Genomic DNA, 15,441 nt, shown 5'->3' on the forward strand with positions numbered 1-15,441 from the left:
TTATAAGCCCATGAAGAATAAAGGAATAAATCACCATCTAAATAAAGCCCAAAACGGATCTCAGGTTGCCTCTGATCGTTTATCTCTTGTTGCTGGTGGAGTAGTGGCTCATGTGGGCTGAAAGTGGCTCAGGGGATCACACAACGAACCCTCAGAGGCTTTGCATGAAAAAAATAAACAGGCCATGACAAACAGACCAGACTTATTCCAGACTCCACTTTATTTGATCTACCAGCTCCTTCTTAAAAGAAAGTGCCTCAACATGATCGTATACAGGCAGTGATCCACCCTTTGAGCTATCCTCTCCAAGGTGCCCTGTTATTGAACCGATTGCCTTGTCGCTGTACCTCATCCGACGAAGTTGAGTAATTATGGTTGACCTGAAGGAATGAAATGAGAGTTTCCTTGGTTCCCCTGTAAGCTCATGGTGACGAGTGCCTAACACCTTGTCCACATGCTCCCGCATAGTCCGCAATGCTGTTCTGTAAGGGATTTTAAATGTGAACCCCTCCGGCAGATCAAGGCTTTCATGAAGTGGCACTATCCGTGTTGATTGTTCTGTTTTCCCTTTTTCTTTGAAGTTGAAAAGCCAGCACGGTTGATCATGCAAGACCTTTACTTCAGCTCTGAGCATCTCACCTATCCGCGCCCCTGTGGTAGCTCCTGCATGAATAAGTGTTTTGAACTCTGGGTCTGCATGTTGATAGAGATCGCGTATCTCTTCCATTGTGAATGGGTCGTAAGACTTACCTTTTTTGCTAATCTTATGGCCAGTGAATGGGTTATCGCCACTGACAAGCTTAGCCCGCTTGGCTCTGCTCCACATCTTCGAGAGTCCCCACAGGTGGCCATTTAAAGTTGAACCAGACACACCAGCTTCAAGCTCAGCAATAAGGCAATCATTAACCTGTTCATACTCAATCTGATCAATATCAATATCCGTTAACATCAAACTTTCAAGCAACCATGACGAAGAACGTTCTAGCTTTGAGATAGTTTTCTTCGCAAGCCCACGCGCCTCGCTCTCACGGACAACGGCTTTGGTTAAATTCTTAACGCTTTTCCCTGCTTGCCGCTTTGCACCTAACAGAGCAAACACAGCTTCACGCTCACGCTCAGCGATACTCTTCAACTTTTTGATAGTCGGTTTATCGCCCAGAGTAGCTGAACCTCTCATGAGTATTGCTCTAACATTCTCTATGTTAGGGTGTGAGGACTTCAGGGGTATCAGGAGAGGATTCTTGGGCGCTACCTGTGGTGAATGCTCCTGTGCTTGAGGCTCTTCCCTTTCAGGTAACCAAGCCTTGTAATGATCTTGCGCTTGGGCTTCCAAACCATGAAGAAAAATATCCCGCCGTCTTCTCGCCTCTCTGAGGCTGTCCGTTTCAAGGCTCTTCGGGAGTATGTCTTTGTACTTGATGCACTCGGGTAAAAGTTTGTGCCTTTCGGGAATTCGATAGTGGAGCCACCAAACATTTCCCCGCTGGCGGAGGTGTTTCTTATCCAAAGCCATGCGTAAACCATCAATAAAAAAATAGCGAATGTTACCAGTTTTGTTACCAAACGAAAGCCCTGAAAAGCTTTTATACTGCGGCTTCAAAGGGTTAGGGGCACAAAACTTGCTAATCCCTCGTTCTCCGCCATTTAAATGATACTACTATCTGTCACCTATCAATTCCAAACATATAGACTTCAAACTCAGCCACCGGTAAAGGTTTCGAATAGTAAAAACCTTGTAGGCCGTGACAGCCTATATTTTTCAAAATATCAGCCTGAACAGCTGTTTCAACGCCTTCAGCAATAACTTTTATATCCAAACGTTTAGACATATCCGTAATGGCTTCAACAATAGCCCGATCATCTTCACTATCTTCAATATCATGGATAAATGAGCGATCAATTTTTAAAAAATCAACATCCATTTCTTTCAGATAAGAGAGTGAAGAATACCCCGTTCCAAAGTCATCAACGGCAATTTTTATGTCGGCATCACGTAAGCGGTGCAGTAACATCCGGCTTTCCGACTGTTTTTGCATTAGCGTGCTTTCCGTAATTTCCAATGTAATAAGTCCACTTGACAGCGATTGTTCAGCTAAATAAGCGAGCCAATCCAGACGTCCACGCTGCCCACCAAAATTATGTGCTGAACGATTAATAGAAATATGAGGTGTGTTAATCCCTTTGCTTTGCCAGCGTTGAAGATCTCTACAAACTCGCTTGAAAACGTAATCGTCAATCTTATCGATCATTCCCATCCGTTCAGCTTGAGGCAGGAAATCTGAAGGTGGAATCATACCTCGTTCCGGATGATTCCATCGCACCAGAGCTTCGGCATATAAATTTTCATGTTCAGCCATTGAAATAATGGGCTGATAATGAACATCTAGTTCTTCTCTAACTAATGCAGACTCTAATTCATTAATGATAAATGTTCTGGCCAACCAGCTCGATTCCAACTCGGCATTGTAAAATTTGAATGCACTTCCTCCCATTTCTTTTGCGGCGTACATTGCTCTATCAGCGTTCTGAATTAATATGCCGGGTTCTGTCGCATCATCAGGGAAAAAGGTCACCCCAATACTGGTTGAAACGCGTATAAATTGCCCTTTTATGACTACAGGTTTTTCTATTTCAGTAATCAGACTTTTTGCAACCGTAATCGCATGCGCTTTGTTATTAAACTCAGATAAAATAATAGTGAATTCATCACCACCAAGCCTGGCAACCGTATCCATCTCCCGAATACAACCTAAAATTCTTCTAGCCATTTGTCGAAGCAGTTCATCGCCAAACTCATGCCCCAATGTATCGTTGACATCCTTAAAGCGATCTAAATCAAGAAACATCAGACAGATTCTTTCTTTTTGCCTTTCACAACGCTTAATTGCCTGATGTAAACGGTCAGTAAATAAACGCCGATTAGGTAAATTGGTCAGTGTGTCATAGTTAGCATGTCTTTCTATCTTGGCATGAGCTTCTTTGACATCAGTCATATCGGTGAAAACAGCCACCATATTAGTCAGTGTTTGTTCAGTATCGTAAATTGCTGATATGGCTAAATACGAAGGAAGAGATACGCCCGTTTTTGTTACCGTTATGACTTCCCCTCTCCAGGTACCTTTATCCTGCATTACATCCCACAATTCATGTGTCAGCCTTATCGGTTCAGATGGCGAAATTTCTGTCACTAAAAAGTCAGGATACTGATACATCACTTCTTCCTGACTGTATCCGGTGATATCAATAAATGCCTGATTGACTGCAATAATGTACTTACTGGCGTCAGTAATCATCATGGCTTCACTGGTGGAATTAAACGCCACGTCAGAAAGGCGTAGCTGTTGTTCCGTCAACTGCATTTTTCTCAGTACATCCCTGATACGCTTTTCTGATGCCTGAGCTCTCACCGTTGCTTGTGATAACTCACGGGTTCGTAATGTGACTTCTGTTGAAATTCGATATGTTCTTCCAGTCATGCTAAGAAATAACAAGGTAAATAACGTCGTTATTAAAAAGCCACAAACCAAGGCCAATGGTGCCAAACTTGTTGAATAAGTATTAATAAAATGAGCGGTTGGATAAAATTGCAATTGCATTTTACGTCCAGCCAATTCGAAATCGACGTAATGCTTGATATCCGATTTTATTTCAGTGTTTTGATGATAAAAATACTCACCACTTTGAACATCAAGCCAATTTATTTTGAATTCAGGCTTTTTTGCTTGCTTTAAAATATCTTCCACAAACTCTTCCACCCGAATGACCATATTCACTAAACCAATAACATGATTTCCCTCTTTCTCAAGACTCATCTTCCCGGAAGGTGTCTGATAAATAGGTCGGTAAATCACCAGAGAATTGATTCGACCTTGCTTGCGTATCATTTTCAAGGGACTTCTGGCCACTGCCTGACCAGTTTCAATTGCTTGATCAATCACTTTTCTTGAAACAATGGATGAGTATGGATCAAAGCCTCTTGATATCGTATTATCTAGTTCAGGTTCAAGATACGTAATCGGATAATAAACATCACGTTGTTTTGCTGGTCCAAGTGTTGTCGGTGAAACAATTTCTGTAATAACAAAGTCATCACCAAAATATTTTTTTTGTTCTTCTTCATAGGCTTTACGTTGTGAACGCTCTATTCGAGGCAACCACTCAACAACCTGTATATGCTGATCATTATAAGTGGTCCAGTTCACGAAACTCTTGAACTCATCTCGTTTGACTTTTTCAGATGAGGCAAATAAACGTGATACCCCATCCTGTATCAACTCCTGCGTTTTTAAGGCAATTTTGAACAGCTCAGATGCTTCCTGAGTTCTTATTTTGAACTGATCTGCGAGGCGATTAATTTCAAACTGACGAATACTCCACACGATAGAACTGATAATAATCATAGAAAGCACAACAAGTATGCCTATAAACCATCGCCTTGTTTTCCATACTGCTCGGGGGCGTCCAATAAAACATAGAACCATGGGCAGCATGACATAAATGCCAATAATATTTCCTACCCACCAGGTCAACCAGACTCGGATAAAATCCATTTCTGCTGGGTTGACAAGATAAATCGCTCCGAGACTGATGCTGGCTGCCACCAGACAGATAACGGGTACCAGCATCAGGAATAGAAAAATATCCCTATCACGACTCAATGTAATGGGATATTTAATAAATCTACGAAAAAGATACTTACCAACAATAACTTGCAAACAAACTGATAACGCAATAATAGAGGCAATAACAACCACTTCAGAGAAGTCGAGGTTCAGATCTGTGAGTACTGTCACCCCTAATAATAAAGCTCCAAGAAAAAGACCAGGTAGAACAGAAATAGGATGGAATGTCAGATAACATGCCAATGCAATTCCAGCAGGGAAAAAAACCAATGCTGAAAAATGTTCAAATGTCGCTAATTGGATACTCACCCAGCCTGTAACCAGATAAGCCAGTGTAATAACCCAGTTAATAAAAGTAGCGGTAAGAAATGTCTTTTTCATTATTTTTATGATTCAGTCACAGTGAAAAATGATCCATGCTGATAGCTATAGTCACTATTTCAATATCATTATTTATCGACCATCAGCCTTGTTTCATAAACTTAAATTTAATAATCACTTCCATTTTAGCTGGCGCATATCAGCAAGCTTATCAATACCCGATTAATTCTTTTGAATACGCTAACTGCTTGTTTGTGGTGGTGATGCTGTTATAAAAGCAAAATGGGATGGAAAAAACAATAACAAACACATAGAATGTGTCGTTCTATGGTGGCCTGCATTGGTCTCCTCGCGACGATATGTTGGTTACCCCGTCAGGCCCGGAAGGGAGCAGCGGAGCCTTCGGACTCGGGCGCCGAGATTCGGCTGGTGCGGGTCGCCACCCTAAATATTAAGTTAACCGGGTGTCTAATAACCGATGAGTTATCTGGTTTTAGCCCGTAAGTGGCGACCTAAAACATTTGAGCAAGTGGTTGGGCAACAGCATGTATTGCGTGCTTTAATCAACGGCCTTGATCAAAACCGACTACATCATGCCTTTCTTTTCTCCGGAACACGCGGCGTAGGTAAAACTACTCTGGCAAGGATCTTTGCCAAATCTCTCAATTGTGAACAAGGTGTCAGTTCACAACCTTGCGGTGAATGTCAGAGCTGTGTGGAAGTAGATAGTGGTCGCTTTGTCGATTTAATCGAAGTTGATGCCGCCTCCAGAACGAAAGTCGATGACACTCGTGAACTCCTCGATAATGTGCAATATGCACCCAGCCGTGGCAGATATAAAGTTTATCTCATCGACGAAGTCCATATGCTCTCAACCAGCAGCTTCAATGCATTATTAAAAACGCTGGAAGAACCACCTCCCCATGTTAAATTTCTATTTGCGACCACCGATCCACAGAAGTTACCAGTAACAATTCTGTCGCGTTGCTTACAATTTAACTTAAGACGTTTAGACCTTACTCAGATTAGTGAGCATCTATCGTATATTTTAGGTGAAGAACAGCTCGCATTTGAACAGACTGCGCTGATACAACTCGCCCGTGCAGCTGATGGCAGCATGCGCGACGCACTCAGTCTATTAGATCAGGCTATTGCTTTTGGTGCAGGAAATGTCACCAGCGATGTTGTTTTTCAAATGCTCGGAAGCATTGATCAAGATCAGATCAATCAATTATTGAGCGCTCTGCAACAACAAGATGCAAAAGGTCTGTTGCAGCAATCAGCCGAGCTTGCAGCACTTGGTCGCGACTTTGAAGTCATTTTGAATGCTATCCTCGATGGTTTGCAAAAAATCGCGACACATCAACTCATCCCGGATTTAGCCGCTGAAGAATATGAGTCAACAAACCTAAAGGAATTAGCTAACACCTTTGATGCTGAAACAGTGCAATTACTTTATCAAATTGCGCTTCATGGAAAACGGGATCTGCCTTGGGCTGCAGATCCTAAAAGTGGCTTTGAGATGACGCTACTACGCATGTTAAGTTTTCAACCTCGAGGCGGTGATGGTGGTACAGAGAGTCTTCCAATAAAAAAGTCTGACACACTCCGTAAACCGGCCGTTGATGTACCGCCGGTAACAGCGAACAATGTCAGCAACACTGACAGTAAAAACATTGAAAGACCGGCAACGTCATCTGTCGTTAGCACTGAACAAACTTTATCAGACACAAATACTACAATTACTGAAACTCTGTCAGCTTCAGATACACAACTTGCTTCCGCAGCAAAAGAACAACAAGCTGCTGCCATCAATCCGATATCGAATACTCAAGCACCTACAGAAGAATTAACGGCTACTGAAGTTGATGAACCTATACCAGAGGTTAATGAAGACACTTTAATCAGTGTTGACTTATCACCGGCAAATTGGACACAAATTATTTCAGAGCTGAAACTATCAGCTTTAACCCGACAATTAGCCGAAAACAGTGCTTTTATTCGCTGCGAACAAAGAACACTGCAACTTGCACTGTCATCAGAGCTTGCTCACTTAGCGACAGCCAAATCTAAAGAACGCCTTGAACAGGCATTACAAAAGAAACTCGATCAGGATGTCAGTGTCGTATTTAATCATAATACAGATAGTGCGCAGTCAGGCCCTACCGTTGCTGTAGAAAGAGCCGAACAACTAGCTTTCAAACAACAACAGGCTATTGAATCTATTCAGAATGACCCCACTATTGAGTTGATAAAAAATACATTTAATGCTCGTATAATAGAAAGCACAATAAAACCCATCGATTAATCAAAGAGGACATTCCATGAAAGGTGGATTAGGCAATCTGATGAAACAGGCCCAGCAAATGCAGGCCAATATGGAAAAAGCACAAAAAGAATTAGCATCGGTTGAAGTTATCGGCCAAGCCGGTGGTGGCATGATAAAAGTCACCATGACGGGAAAACATGATATCAAGCGTGTGCAGATTGAAGATGCGTTATTTGAAGACGACAAAGAAATGCTGGAAGACTTAATTGCAGCCGCCGTCAATGATGCAAATCGTCAGGTAGAACAAACTACACAAGAACGTATGTCAGGCATGTTGCCGCCTGGCATGAAAATGCCATTTTAGTACGATAATATGGCAAAGCTCGGCCCTAGTATTGATGAACTTATCAGCGCTCTACGCTGCTTGCCTGGCGTTGGTCCGAAATCAGCACAGCGGATGACCTTTCATCTGCTTGAACGCAATCGCGACGGTGGTCAGCGCCTGGTTCAAGCTTTATCTCATGCACTAGACAATGTTAAACATTGCAAACGCTGTAGAATTCTGTCTGAAACAGAGCTCTGCTCACGTTGTGATGATCACAGACGACAACAGGATGTATTGTGTATTGTTGAAATGCCGAGTGATGTATTGGCCATTGAACAAGCGACTCAATACCAGGGACAATACTTTGTATTATCGGGACATTTATCACCGCTGGATGGCATTGGTCCCGATGCTTTAGGTATTCCAAAGCTCATTGATTGGCTGGACAAAAATATAATAGAAGAAGTTATTTTAGCCACCAATCCCACCGTTGAAGGTGAAGCAACAGCTCACTTCATTGGTGAACTCGCCCGAGCCCGCAATATCAAAGTCAGTCGACTCGCTCATGGAATTCCATTGGGGGGTGAGCTGGAATTTATTGACAGCAGCACCCTTTCTCACGCATTCTCCGGTAGGGAGTCGCTTTGAGGTGATGGCTAGCTTAGAGAGAGCATTTGCTTATGGCGCAGGATGTAGTCGCATTAGAACAATTAAAAACCTTCTCGGGTTTAATTCATCGTCAGCCCTTATTCATCAATGATGAACTGGATGTTGCAGGCTATCATATTAGCTTTTTCGATCTGAATGGCGAGAAGTTAAATGATGACAGTGCAGTTCCTGACTTTGTCCAACACCTGCCCGAGATCATTTTAGGCATCAATCACAATCCTAACGCGCTTCTCTCCATTCCAAACTCATGGCAGCAGGCATTACTTGCTCTTCCTAAAATAAGTGCATCATTAACGCTTGATGGTGATGTACTACCTTCCCACCATAACGGTGCTATTAAATTTGCTAGACGCGTAAATGTATCAGCAAATGGTCATGATCATCAGACCTTGTTGATCGATCTTGCACTAGAAAATCTCCAGCAACTCAACGACAGTGATATACGTTCGTGGCGACAACATCATGAGATTCTCTGCGCTATTAATGTTAACGATGCAGAGCAGTATCATCAGTGTAAGATGCATCGACTTGATTTGCTGGAGGGTATTTTTTTCACTAAACCAGACCAGAATGCCAAACAGCCATTACACCCTTCTACCCAGACCTTAATGTCTTTATTAGTCAGGCTACAGGAAGAGGATGTAGAAACTGAAGATTTAACGGACATTATCAATCAGGATATTAGCCTGAGCTATAAATTGCTGCGTTTGATCAATTCGGCCTTTTTTGGGCTGCCGAAAAAAGTGGAGAGTACCAAGCAAGCAATACTCATGCTGGGCTTAAACAAAATCAAAACCTGGGCAAGTTTATTATGTCTGTCAGGTATGGATGATAAACCAAATGAGTTACGCAATGTCGCCATGTTTCGTGGCAGAATGTGTGAACTGCTTGCCAAGTATTACAAAGGCCACTCCGATATGTTTTTCACCGTTGGTCTTTTATCTGTACTTGATGCGATGTTAGATAATTCACTTGCCGATATTATTGAATCCCTACCACTGACTGCGGAACTGAAAACCGCACTGATTGACAAACAAGGCCCGGCAGGAAGAGCATTAGCTGATACACTGAATTATGAACAAGCTGACTGGGAAACAATATCATCGTCTCCCATTCCTAAAGAAATATTAGTCAGAACCTATTTAGAATCTATTCAATGGGCAAAACAACTCACTATCCAATTACAAGATTAAGTTATGTCTATCACATGGTTGGCCGCCAGCCCTGAAAGTATTTTCCCACCTGTAGAAAAAGCAACAGAACACGGCTTATTAGCTGCGGGAGGAGATCTATCAGCGACACGGTTATTAAAGGCTTATGAACGCGGTATTTTTCCATGGTTTAATAAAAACGATCCGATTTTATGGTGGTGTCCGGACCCACGCATGGTTCTTTTCACCGATAAAGTTCATATAAGTAAAAGTTTGAATAAAGTCATCCGTAAAGGTCATTTGACGGTGACGATAGACCATGCTTTTGAACAAGTGATGAAAGCCTGTTCAGAACCCCGCCATAATCAACCAACGGATCCAGATAATCGAACCTGGATACACAGTAATATGATCGATGCTTATACAGATTTACATCATCAGGGGTATGCTCATAGTATTGAATGCTGGCAAAATGATAAACTCGTTGGTGGACTGTATGGCGTTTCCATAGGCAAAGCATTTTTTGGTGAATCTATGTTTAGTTTTGTGCCTGACAGCTCAAAAGTAGCTCTGATAGCATTATGTCAGCAGTTACAACGTTGGGGTATGCCGATGATTGATTGCCAGATTTATTCCGATCACCTGTCCCGCATGGGGGCAGAAGAAATGCCACGAAGCGAATTTATACAACAGCTGGAAAAGCTTTGTGCTGAAAAAGTAACGCCGCGTTCTTGGCAGCTAGATACTGATTTACCTTACTCACTATGAGCTTAAATTTTTACCAAGATCAGCCACATACTTGTTCGTATTTAAGCGGTAGACAAGCACGAAACCTGTACCCGGATCCCAATAAGCCGGCGAGTAAACATCTTTATAGCCATCTTATTCAACATGGTTTCAGGAGAAGTGGTGATCATATCTATCGTCCTTTCTGCGCGGAATGCGATTCCTGTGTCCCTGTTCGCATTAATTTAAAACAATTTAAACCTAACAGAAGCCAAAAACGCTGTTTGAAACGAAATCAAGACGTTCAAACAAAACTGCACCCAGCTGAATTTAATTCACTGCACTTTGACTTATATGAACGTTATATTGCAGGTCGCCATTCTGGTGGTGGCATGGATAACCCCACCCCATCTAGCTATACGAACTTTCTCACCAGTAGCTGGTGCGATAGTGCTTTTCTTGAATTTTGGCTGGAAGACAGGCTGATTGGTGTAGCCGTAACAGATTTTGTTGCTGATGGTGCTTCTGCTTTTTACACTTTTTTTGACCCTGAACTTGCCAAACGAAGTTTAGGTACATTTGCCATTCTTAAACAAATTGAATTAGCAAAAAACTATGATCTTTCATGGCTTTATCTTGGCTACTGGATTGCCGAAAGCCCTAAAATGTCATATAAAACAAACTTTTCAGGATTGGAAGGTTATTACACTGATTGGAAGACATTAGATAAAAAACTTTGAATAATCAGTGATTTTACGGCAAAATGGTCTTTTTAATTCAAGAACATTAGAGTTTATGGCAAAAGAAGAACATATTGAGTTTGAAGGCACAGTAATTGATACCATGCCTAACACCACTTTCCGTGTCGAACTGGAAAACGGTCATGTGGTAACAGCGCATATTTCAGGAAAAATGCGTAAAAACTATATTCGTATTCTTACTGGTGACAAAGTCACTGTCCAGCTGACACCTTACGACTTAACTAAAGGTCGCATCGTCTACCGCGCTCGCTAGAGTCTTTTTCATAAGCCACATCACGTGGCGCAGCGACGAAATAATAAACTCTGAACTCTCCATGATTTTCATCTGAATTAAATTAATTCAGATGAAGTCAGGATGTTTATGATGACCAAACAGCAGCTTTAACCCCATCAGACACATCACGATAAAAGCAATGAAAGTCCATGCTGGAATGCTTAGATTGAGGAATGTCCACAACACATCAGCACACTCTCCAGACCCTCTTAGCACCATATCAACAGCTTGACTCAATGGAAAATTTTCCAGGATAAAATTCAAACCAGGGCCGCAGCTCGGCACCTGATCTTCAGGGAGATTCTGTATCCATACGTGTCGTGCCGATATCGCAGCGCCGATCCCAGCAGCAAAGAAAACCAAAAACCCGTATACCCGTCGTCCTGAAGTGACGGGGTTATGAATGGCGCCAATTAAAAAGAACACACCAGCAACCAAAACCATGACCCGTTGCAATATACATAAAGGACAGGGTTCTAAATGCTCGATAAACTGGAAATAACCAGCAATAAGCAACATACTCAAACAGGCTAGAAAGCCAACGAGGAAGACGCCACGAAATGAATTCAAAACAGACTCCTTAAGTCATTTAATCTGTGCTAAGTTAACCTAAAAAACGCAAGGATAAAAGGAGTATGGAAATGAATGACGAAAATTTCGAAAAAAAATTTACTGCCGCCTACGACAAAATGATGGAACGTCTGAATGACTTTCTGGATGATGCAGAGCAGCAGGCGCTTCCAACACTTCAACGTAATCTCGACAAAGCCAAACAGCAGGCCATCGAATTAAAAGAATTAACACATGATGAAGCAGAAAAAGTGGCTGCTTATCTCCGTCGTGACTTACATGATGCGGCTGAGTATCTCGAATCATCAGGCAAAACATTTTCAAGCTGGCTGACCTTTGACTTACAACTTGTTGAAGACCGTATGCTTGAATTATTTGCTACTGTGGCTGATAAAACACGCTTGGAATTAGAACAACTCGCTCAACAAGCTGAAAAATCACAGCAATACCACACAGGAGAAATTACTGGCATTGGTACCTTGTATTGTGAATCGTGTGGCGGTGAATTGCACTTTAAGAAAACAAGTCGCATCCCACCCTGTCCGAAATGTCACAAAACCACGTTTAACAGGAAAAAACTGGTTTAATGGGTTAACCAGTACCATGCACCATGTTCAATAAGAAAACTAAGCACCAGCTCTGCTTCTTCATGCTGCTGCAGTAATTTCCATTGCTCATCTTTGATTGCTGAACTTCCGGTTAATACATCCACAATTGTCTTGTACGAAGGAGCAACAGCCAGACTTTCTCCTGCGACAAAGATGAGTATATTTTGCGTAGCGTCAATCCAGGCCAGACGTATGTATGGGTTTCGCTGTAACGTTGCACCTGCTTTGAACTGGGCTGCAATTGAGCGTTCATTGTCCTCAGTTAAATATTCATCAGCCAACCATTCAAGAGAGGGTTTGGTCTGTGTGACTAGTCGCCCAAATGCAGACTGTATAATTGAATCAGAGTGATTAATGGTATCGATCAGACTTTGTTTAAAACGGGCAATAGCCGTCTTATCAATCTCGGTTTCGCTGCTATTGATACGCAAGTCTGGATCACTATAATGTCTCTCACCAATGGCAGATTCCGCAAGCTCGTGTAAATAGGCATCCAACACTTCTGTTTGCGTAGGCGCCCTGAAACCAATAGAAAAGGTCATACAGTCATTCATGGCTACACCATGATGTGCATAATGTGGCGGTAAATAAAGCATGTCACCCGGCTCTAGCTCCCAGCTTTCATCCGCAGTAAATTCAGATAGAATCTTCAGATCCAAGCCATCAATTAAATCAGTTTCTAATAGAGGCTCAGAGCCTATTTGCCAATGGCGTATTCCTTTTGCCTGTAATAAAAACACATCGTAACCATCAGTATGCGGACCTACACTCCCTCCTACTGGCGCATAACTAATCATTAAGTCATCGCGTCGCCATTCAGGAATAAAACTAAACTGTCGGGTTATTTCAGCTAATGCAGGTTCATGCTTATCCATATCCTGAACCAACAGTGTCCAATGTGACTCGGGTAGTTTGGAGAAATCATCTTCCGAAAAAGGTCCATGTCGACACTTCCAGGGACCTGATTTGGCATGTTCTTCAATAAGACGCGACTCTACATCCTCCTGACAAGCAAAATCGGCGAGTTCATCTGCTGTAATCGGAGATTGAAAGTCAGAAAAGGCCTGTCTGATCAGTAATGGCTTTTTTTGCCAGTATTGATCTAAAAAATCCTGTTCTGATAATCCGGTATTAAAAAACTCACTCATAGCTGCCCTGCATGGAATAACAATCTTGCAAATTCATTTTTACCATCACGATAAACTTCTATTCTACTTAGACATGCATAAGGCACATCAATGTGAAATACAGCTTCAAGTGGCATGGATAGAATATTTGCCAACAATAATCGAATGACACCAGCATGCGTCACCAGCAAGATATGGCGTTGCTGATATTGTTGCAGCATTTCTTGCCAGGTAGTAATGCAACGTTGTTGAAATACGATTAACGACTCAGCTTTTGGTGGCGTATTACGTATCGGATCCTCATAAAAAGCAAAGAACCGTTGCTGATCCATCTTCTGTATTTCATCAGCGGTTTTGCCTTCCCATTCACCAAACCCCATTTCTATAAACCCAGGGGCATAGGCCAGAGGAAGCCCGGTATCACGACTCAGCTCTTCAGCAAAGCTGGCACAGCGATTTAAAGGTGAGGTAATAATCTGCTGCCATGGCAAATCATTGTCCAAATGCGCATGCATCTGCTTACGTCCTAACTGAGTCAGCGAATAATCCTGCTGACCACGATAAACGCTCTCACCTTCCGTCTCGCCATGACGTAATAAATCAATAGTGGTCACAGACATTTCAGTCTATAGACTCCACCGTGAACACCACATTATTTAAAGCCACAATCCTGACTTTTTTGCCTGCAGGAGAATCAACGCCTTGTATCTTCCATGTGGAATCATCCAATTTGATTTTACCTACGCCGTCGACTATCGGTGTCTGTAAGGTAATGATACGACCAATATATTGCTCACCACGCTTATTCAAATTAGGTTGATCACTACGTAAAGGATGATCGCGATAATACTGCCGCCAGACAACAATGCTGACGATGGAGAGTAATGCAAAAATTAATAACTGATATTGCCACGATAAGTCTGGGAAAATAAATAGGAACAGTCCCGTGATAAAGGCAGCAATGCCCATCCAGAGAGCAAAAAAAGTCGGCAATAATATTTCGATAATAATTAGGCCAACACCTAATACCCACCAATGCCAAAAATCAACAATAAAGGGCATGATTACGCTCCTTTTTTATTGAACGCTTCTTTGGCCAGTTCAGCGATACCGGCAACGGATCCAATCACATTGCTGGCTTCAAGTGGCATCATAATAACTTTATGATTATCGGCTGAGGCCATATCTTTTAATGCTTCTACGTATTTTTGTGCAACGAAGTAATTGATAGCTTGTACATCACCTTTCGCAATGGCTTCTGACACCATCATGGTGGCTTTGGCTTCAGCTTCTGCTAAGCGTTCACGTGCCTCAGCATCACGCATAGCCGCTTCAAGACGACCTTCCGCTTCTAATACGGCAGCCTGCTTTTCACCTTCAGCTCGTAAAATTTCAGATTGACGGTGACCTTCTGCTTCCAGAATAGACGCACGTTTAGTTCTGTCCGCTTTTAACTGGCGACTCATCGCCTCAACCAGTCCCTGATCCGGTTCCAAATCTTTGATTTCAATCCGCGTGACTTTCACACCCCATGGCGTTGTCGCATCATCAACAACATTCAGTAAGCGTGCATTAATATCGTCACGTTTAGATAACAACTCATCCAGATCCATTGACCCCATAACAGTACGAATATTCGTCATCGTTAAATTCAAGATGGCATTATCTAAACCACTGACTTCATAGGCAGCCTTAGCCGCTTCGATAACCTGAAAGAAGACCACACCATCAACGCGCACGGTTGCGTTATCCTTAGTGATAATTTCCTGAGAAGGCACATCCAGAACCTGCTCCATCATATTTATCTTGGCACCGATTCTGTCAATAACAGGGACAATCAAATGTAAACCAGGTGACAATGTTCTTGTATAACGACCAAAACGTTCAACGGTATATTCGCGTCCCTGTTGAACTGCCTTGACGCCCATCATGATGATAACCACCATGAGTACAACAATAATTAATACAAAACTCGAAAATCCATCCATTATTTCACCCTCTTTGCTCATCGACGTTGA

15 protein-coding genes and 1 other RNA gene are annotated in these 15,441 nt (G+C 42.3%); 9 read left to right on the forward strand and 7 right to left on the reverse strand.

Annotated elements, in window-relative coordinates:
* Window positions 1–202: 202 nt before the first annotated feature.
* Together BM232_RS02160 and BM232_RS02165 are read right to left on the reverse strand one after the other, a co-directional pair.
* On the reverse strand, window positions 203–1,513 hold the full coding sequence (locus BM232_RS02160) for a tyrosine-type recombinase/integrase (RefSeq protein WP_091711550.1): 1,311 nt from the start codon (window positions 1,511–1,513) through the stop codon (window positions 203–205).
* 151 nt (window positions 1,514–1,664) lie between these two features.
* Window positions 1,665–5,003, reverse strand: a complete 3,339-nt coding sequence (locus BM232_RS02165; RefSeq protein WP_091711551.1) for an EAL domain-containing protein — start codon at window positions 5,001–5,003, stop codon at window positions 1,665–1,667.
* Between the two features lie 278 nt (window positions 5,004–5,281).
* On the opposite strand from BM232_RS02165, the gene ffs reads away from it, so the two are divergent.
* The 8 genes from ffs (at window position 5,282) to infA (ending at window position 11,097) form a co-directional block, all read left to right on the forward strand.
* Window positions 5,282–5,378: signal recognition particle sRNA small type (ffs, locus tag BM232_RS02170), an RNA gene on the forward strand.
* Window positions 5,379–5,421: 43 nt separating this feature from the next.
* Window positions 5,422–7,251 carry a DNA polymerase III subunit gamma/tau gene (dnaX, locus tag BM232_RS02175; RefSeq protein WP_091711552.1) on the forward strand — a complete coding sequence of 610 codons (1,830 nt, stop codon included), beginning with the start codon at window positions 5,422–5,424 and terminating at the stop codon, window positions 7,249–7,251.
* Window positions 7,252–7,267: 16 nt separating this feature from the next.
* Window positions 7,268–7,576, forward strand: a complete 309-nt coding sequence (locus tag BM232_RS02180) for a YbaB/EbfC family nucleoid-associated protein (protein ID WP_091711553.1) — start codon at window positions 7,268–7,270, stop codon at window positions 7,574–7,576.
* Window positions 7,577–7,585: 9 nt separating this feature from the next.
* The gene (recR, locus tag BM232_RS02185) at window positions 7,586–8,185 is read left to right on the forward strand and encodes a recombination mediator RecR (RefSeq protein ID WP_091711554.1); all 600 of its coding nucleotides are present in this window, start codon (window positions 7,586–7,588) and stop codon (window positions 8,183–8,185) included.
* 32 nt (window positions 8,186–8,217) lie between these two features.
* On the forward strand, window positions 8,218–9,399 hold the full coding sequence (locus BM232_RS02190) for an EAL and HDOD domain-containing protein (RefSeq protein ID WP_091711555.1): 1,182 nt from the start codon (window positions 8,218–8,220) through the stop codon (window positions 9,397–9,399).
* Window positions 9,400–9,402: 3 nt separating this feature from the next.
* Window positions 9,403–10,125, forward strand: a complete 723-nt coding sequence (gene aat, locus BM232_RS02195) for a leucyl/phenylalanyl-tRNA--protein transferase (protein WP_091711556.1) — start codon at window positions 9,403–9,405, stop codon at window positions 10,123–10,125.
* The gene (locus BM232_RS02200; RefSeq protein WP_091711557.1) at window positions 10,122–10,823 is read left to right on the forward strand and encodes an arginyltransferase; all 702 of its coding nucleotides are present in this window, start codon (window positions 10,122–10,124) and stop codon (window positions 10,821–10,823) included. Before aat ends, BM232_RS02200 begins: the two co-directional genes overlap by 4 nt.
* Before the next feature lie 55 nt (window positions 10,824–10,878).
* A complete protein-coding gene (infA, locus tag BM232_RS02205; protein ID WP_007145816.1) occupies window positions 10,879–11,097 on the forward strand; it encodes a translation initiation factor IF-1 in 219 nt (72 codons plus the stop codon).
* An 87-nt stretch (window positions 11,098–11,184) separates the two neighbouring features.
* Here the strand turns inward: infA and BM232_RS02210 are convergent, their stop codons facing one another.
* Window positions 11,185–11,688, reverse strand: coding sequence for a disulfide bond formation protein B (locus BM232_RS02210; protein WP_091711558.1), 504 nt, complete (start codon window positions 11,686–11,688; stop codon window positions 11,185–11,187).
* 71 nt (window positions 11,689–11,759) lie between these two features.
* On the opposite strand from BM232_RS02210, the gene BM232_RS02215 reads away from it, so the two are divergent.
* Complete coding sequence (locus tag BM232_RS02215; RefSeq protein WP_091711559.1) at window positions 11,760–12,275, forward strand: zinc ribbon-containing protein; 516 nt, start codon at window positions 11,760–11,762, stop codon at window positions 12,273–12,275.
* Here BM232_RS02215 and BM232_RS02220 read toward each other — a convergent pair.
* The 4 genes from BM232_RS02220 to BM232_RS02235 are packed head-to-tail and all read right to left on the reverse strand — an operon-like array spanning window position 12,272 to window position 15,411.
* Window positions 12,272–13,444, reverse strand: a complete 1,173-nt coding sequence (locus BM232_RS02220; protein WP_091711560.1) for a cupin domain-containing protein — start codon at window positions 13,442–13,444, stop codon at window positions 12,272–12,274. The genes BM232_RS02215 and BM232_RS02220 overlap by 4 nt on opposite strands.
* Entirely contained in the window at window positions 13,441–14,043 is a 603-nt protein-coding gene (locus tag BM232_RS02225) for a histidine phosphatase family protein (protein WP_091711561.1), read from the reverse strand. The genes BM232_RS02220 and BM232_RS02225 overlap by 4 nt, the downstream gene beginning before the upstream one ends.
* Window position 14,044: 1 nt before the next feature.
* Window positions 14,045–14,485, reverse strand: coding sequence for an NfeD family protein (locus BM232_RS02230; protein WP_091711562.1), 441 nt, complete (start codon window positions 14,483–14,485; stop codon window positions 14,045–14,047).
* A 2-nt stretch (window positions 14,486–14,487) separates the two neighbouring features.
* The gene (locus tag BM232_RS02235; protein WP_091711563.1) at window positions 14,488–15,411 is read right to left on the reverse strand and encodes an SPFH domain-containing protein; all 924 of its coding nucleotides are present in this window, start codon (window positions 15,409–15,411) and stop codon (window positions 14,488–14,490) included.
* Window positions 15,412–15,441 lie beyond the last annotated feature (30 nt).

The organism is Methylophaga sulfidovorans (assembly GCF_900114205.1).
In the GTDB taxonomy this organism is placed as follows: Bacteria; Pseudomonadota; Gammaproteobacteria; order Nitrosococcales; family Methylophagaceae; genus Methylophaga; species Methylophaga sulfidovorans.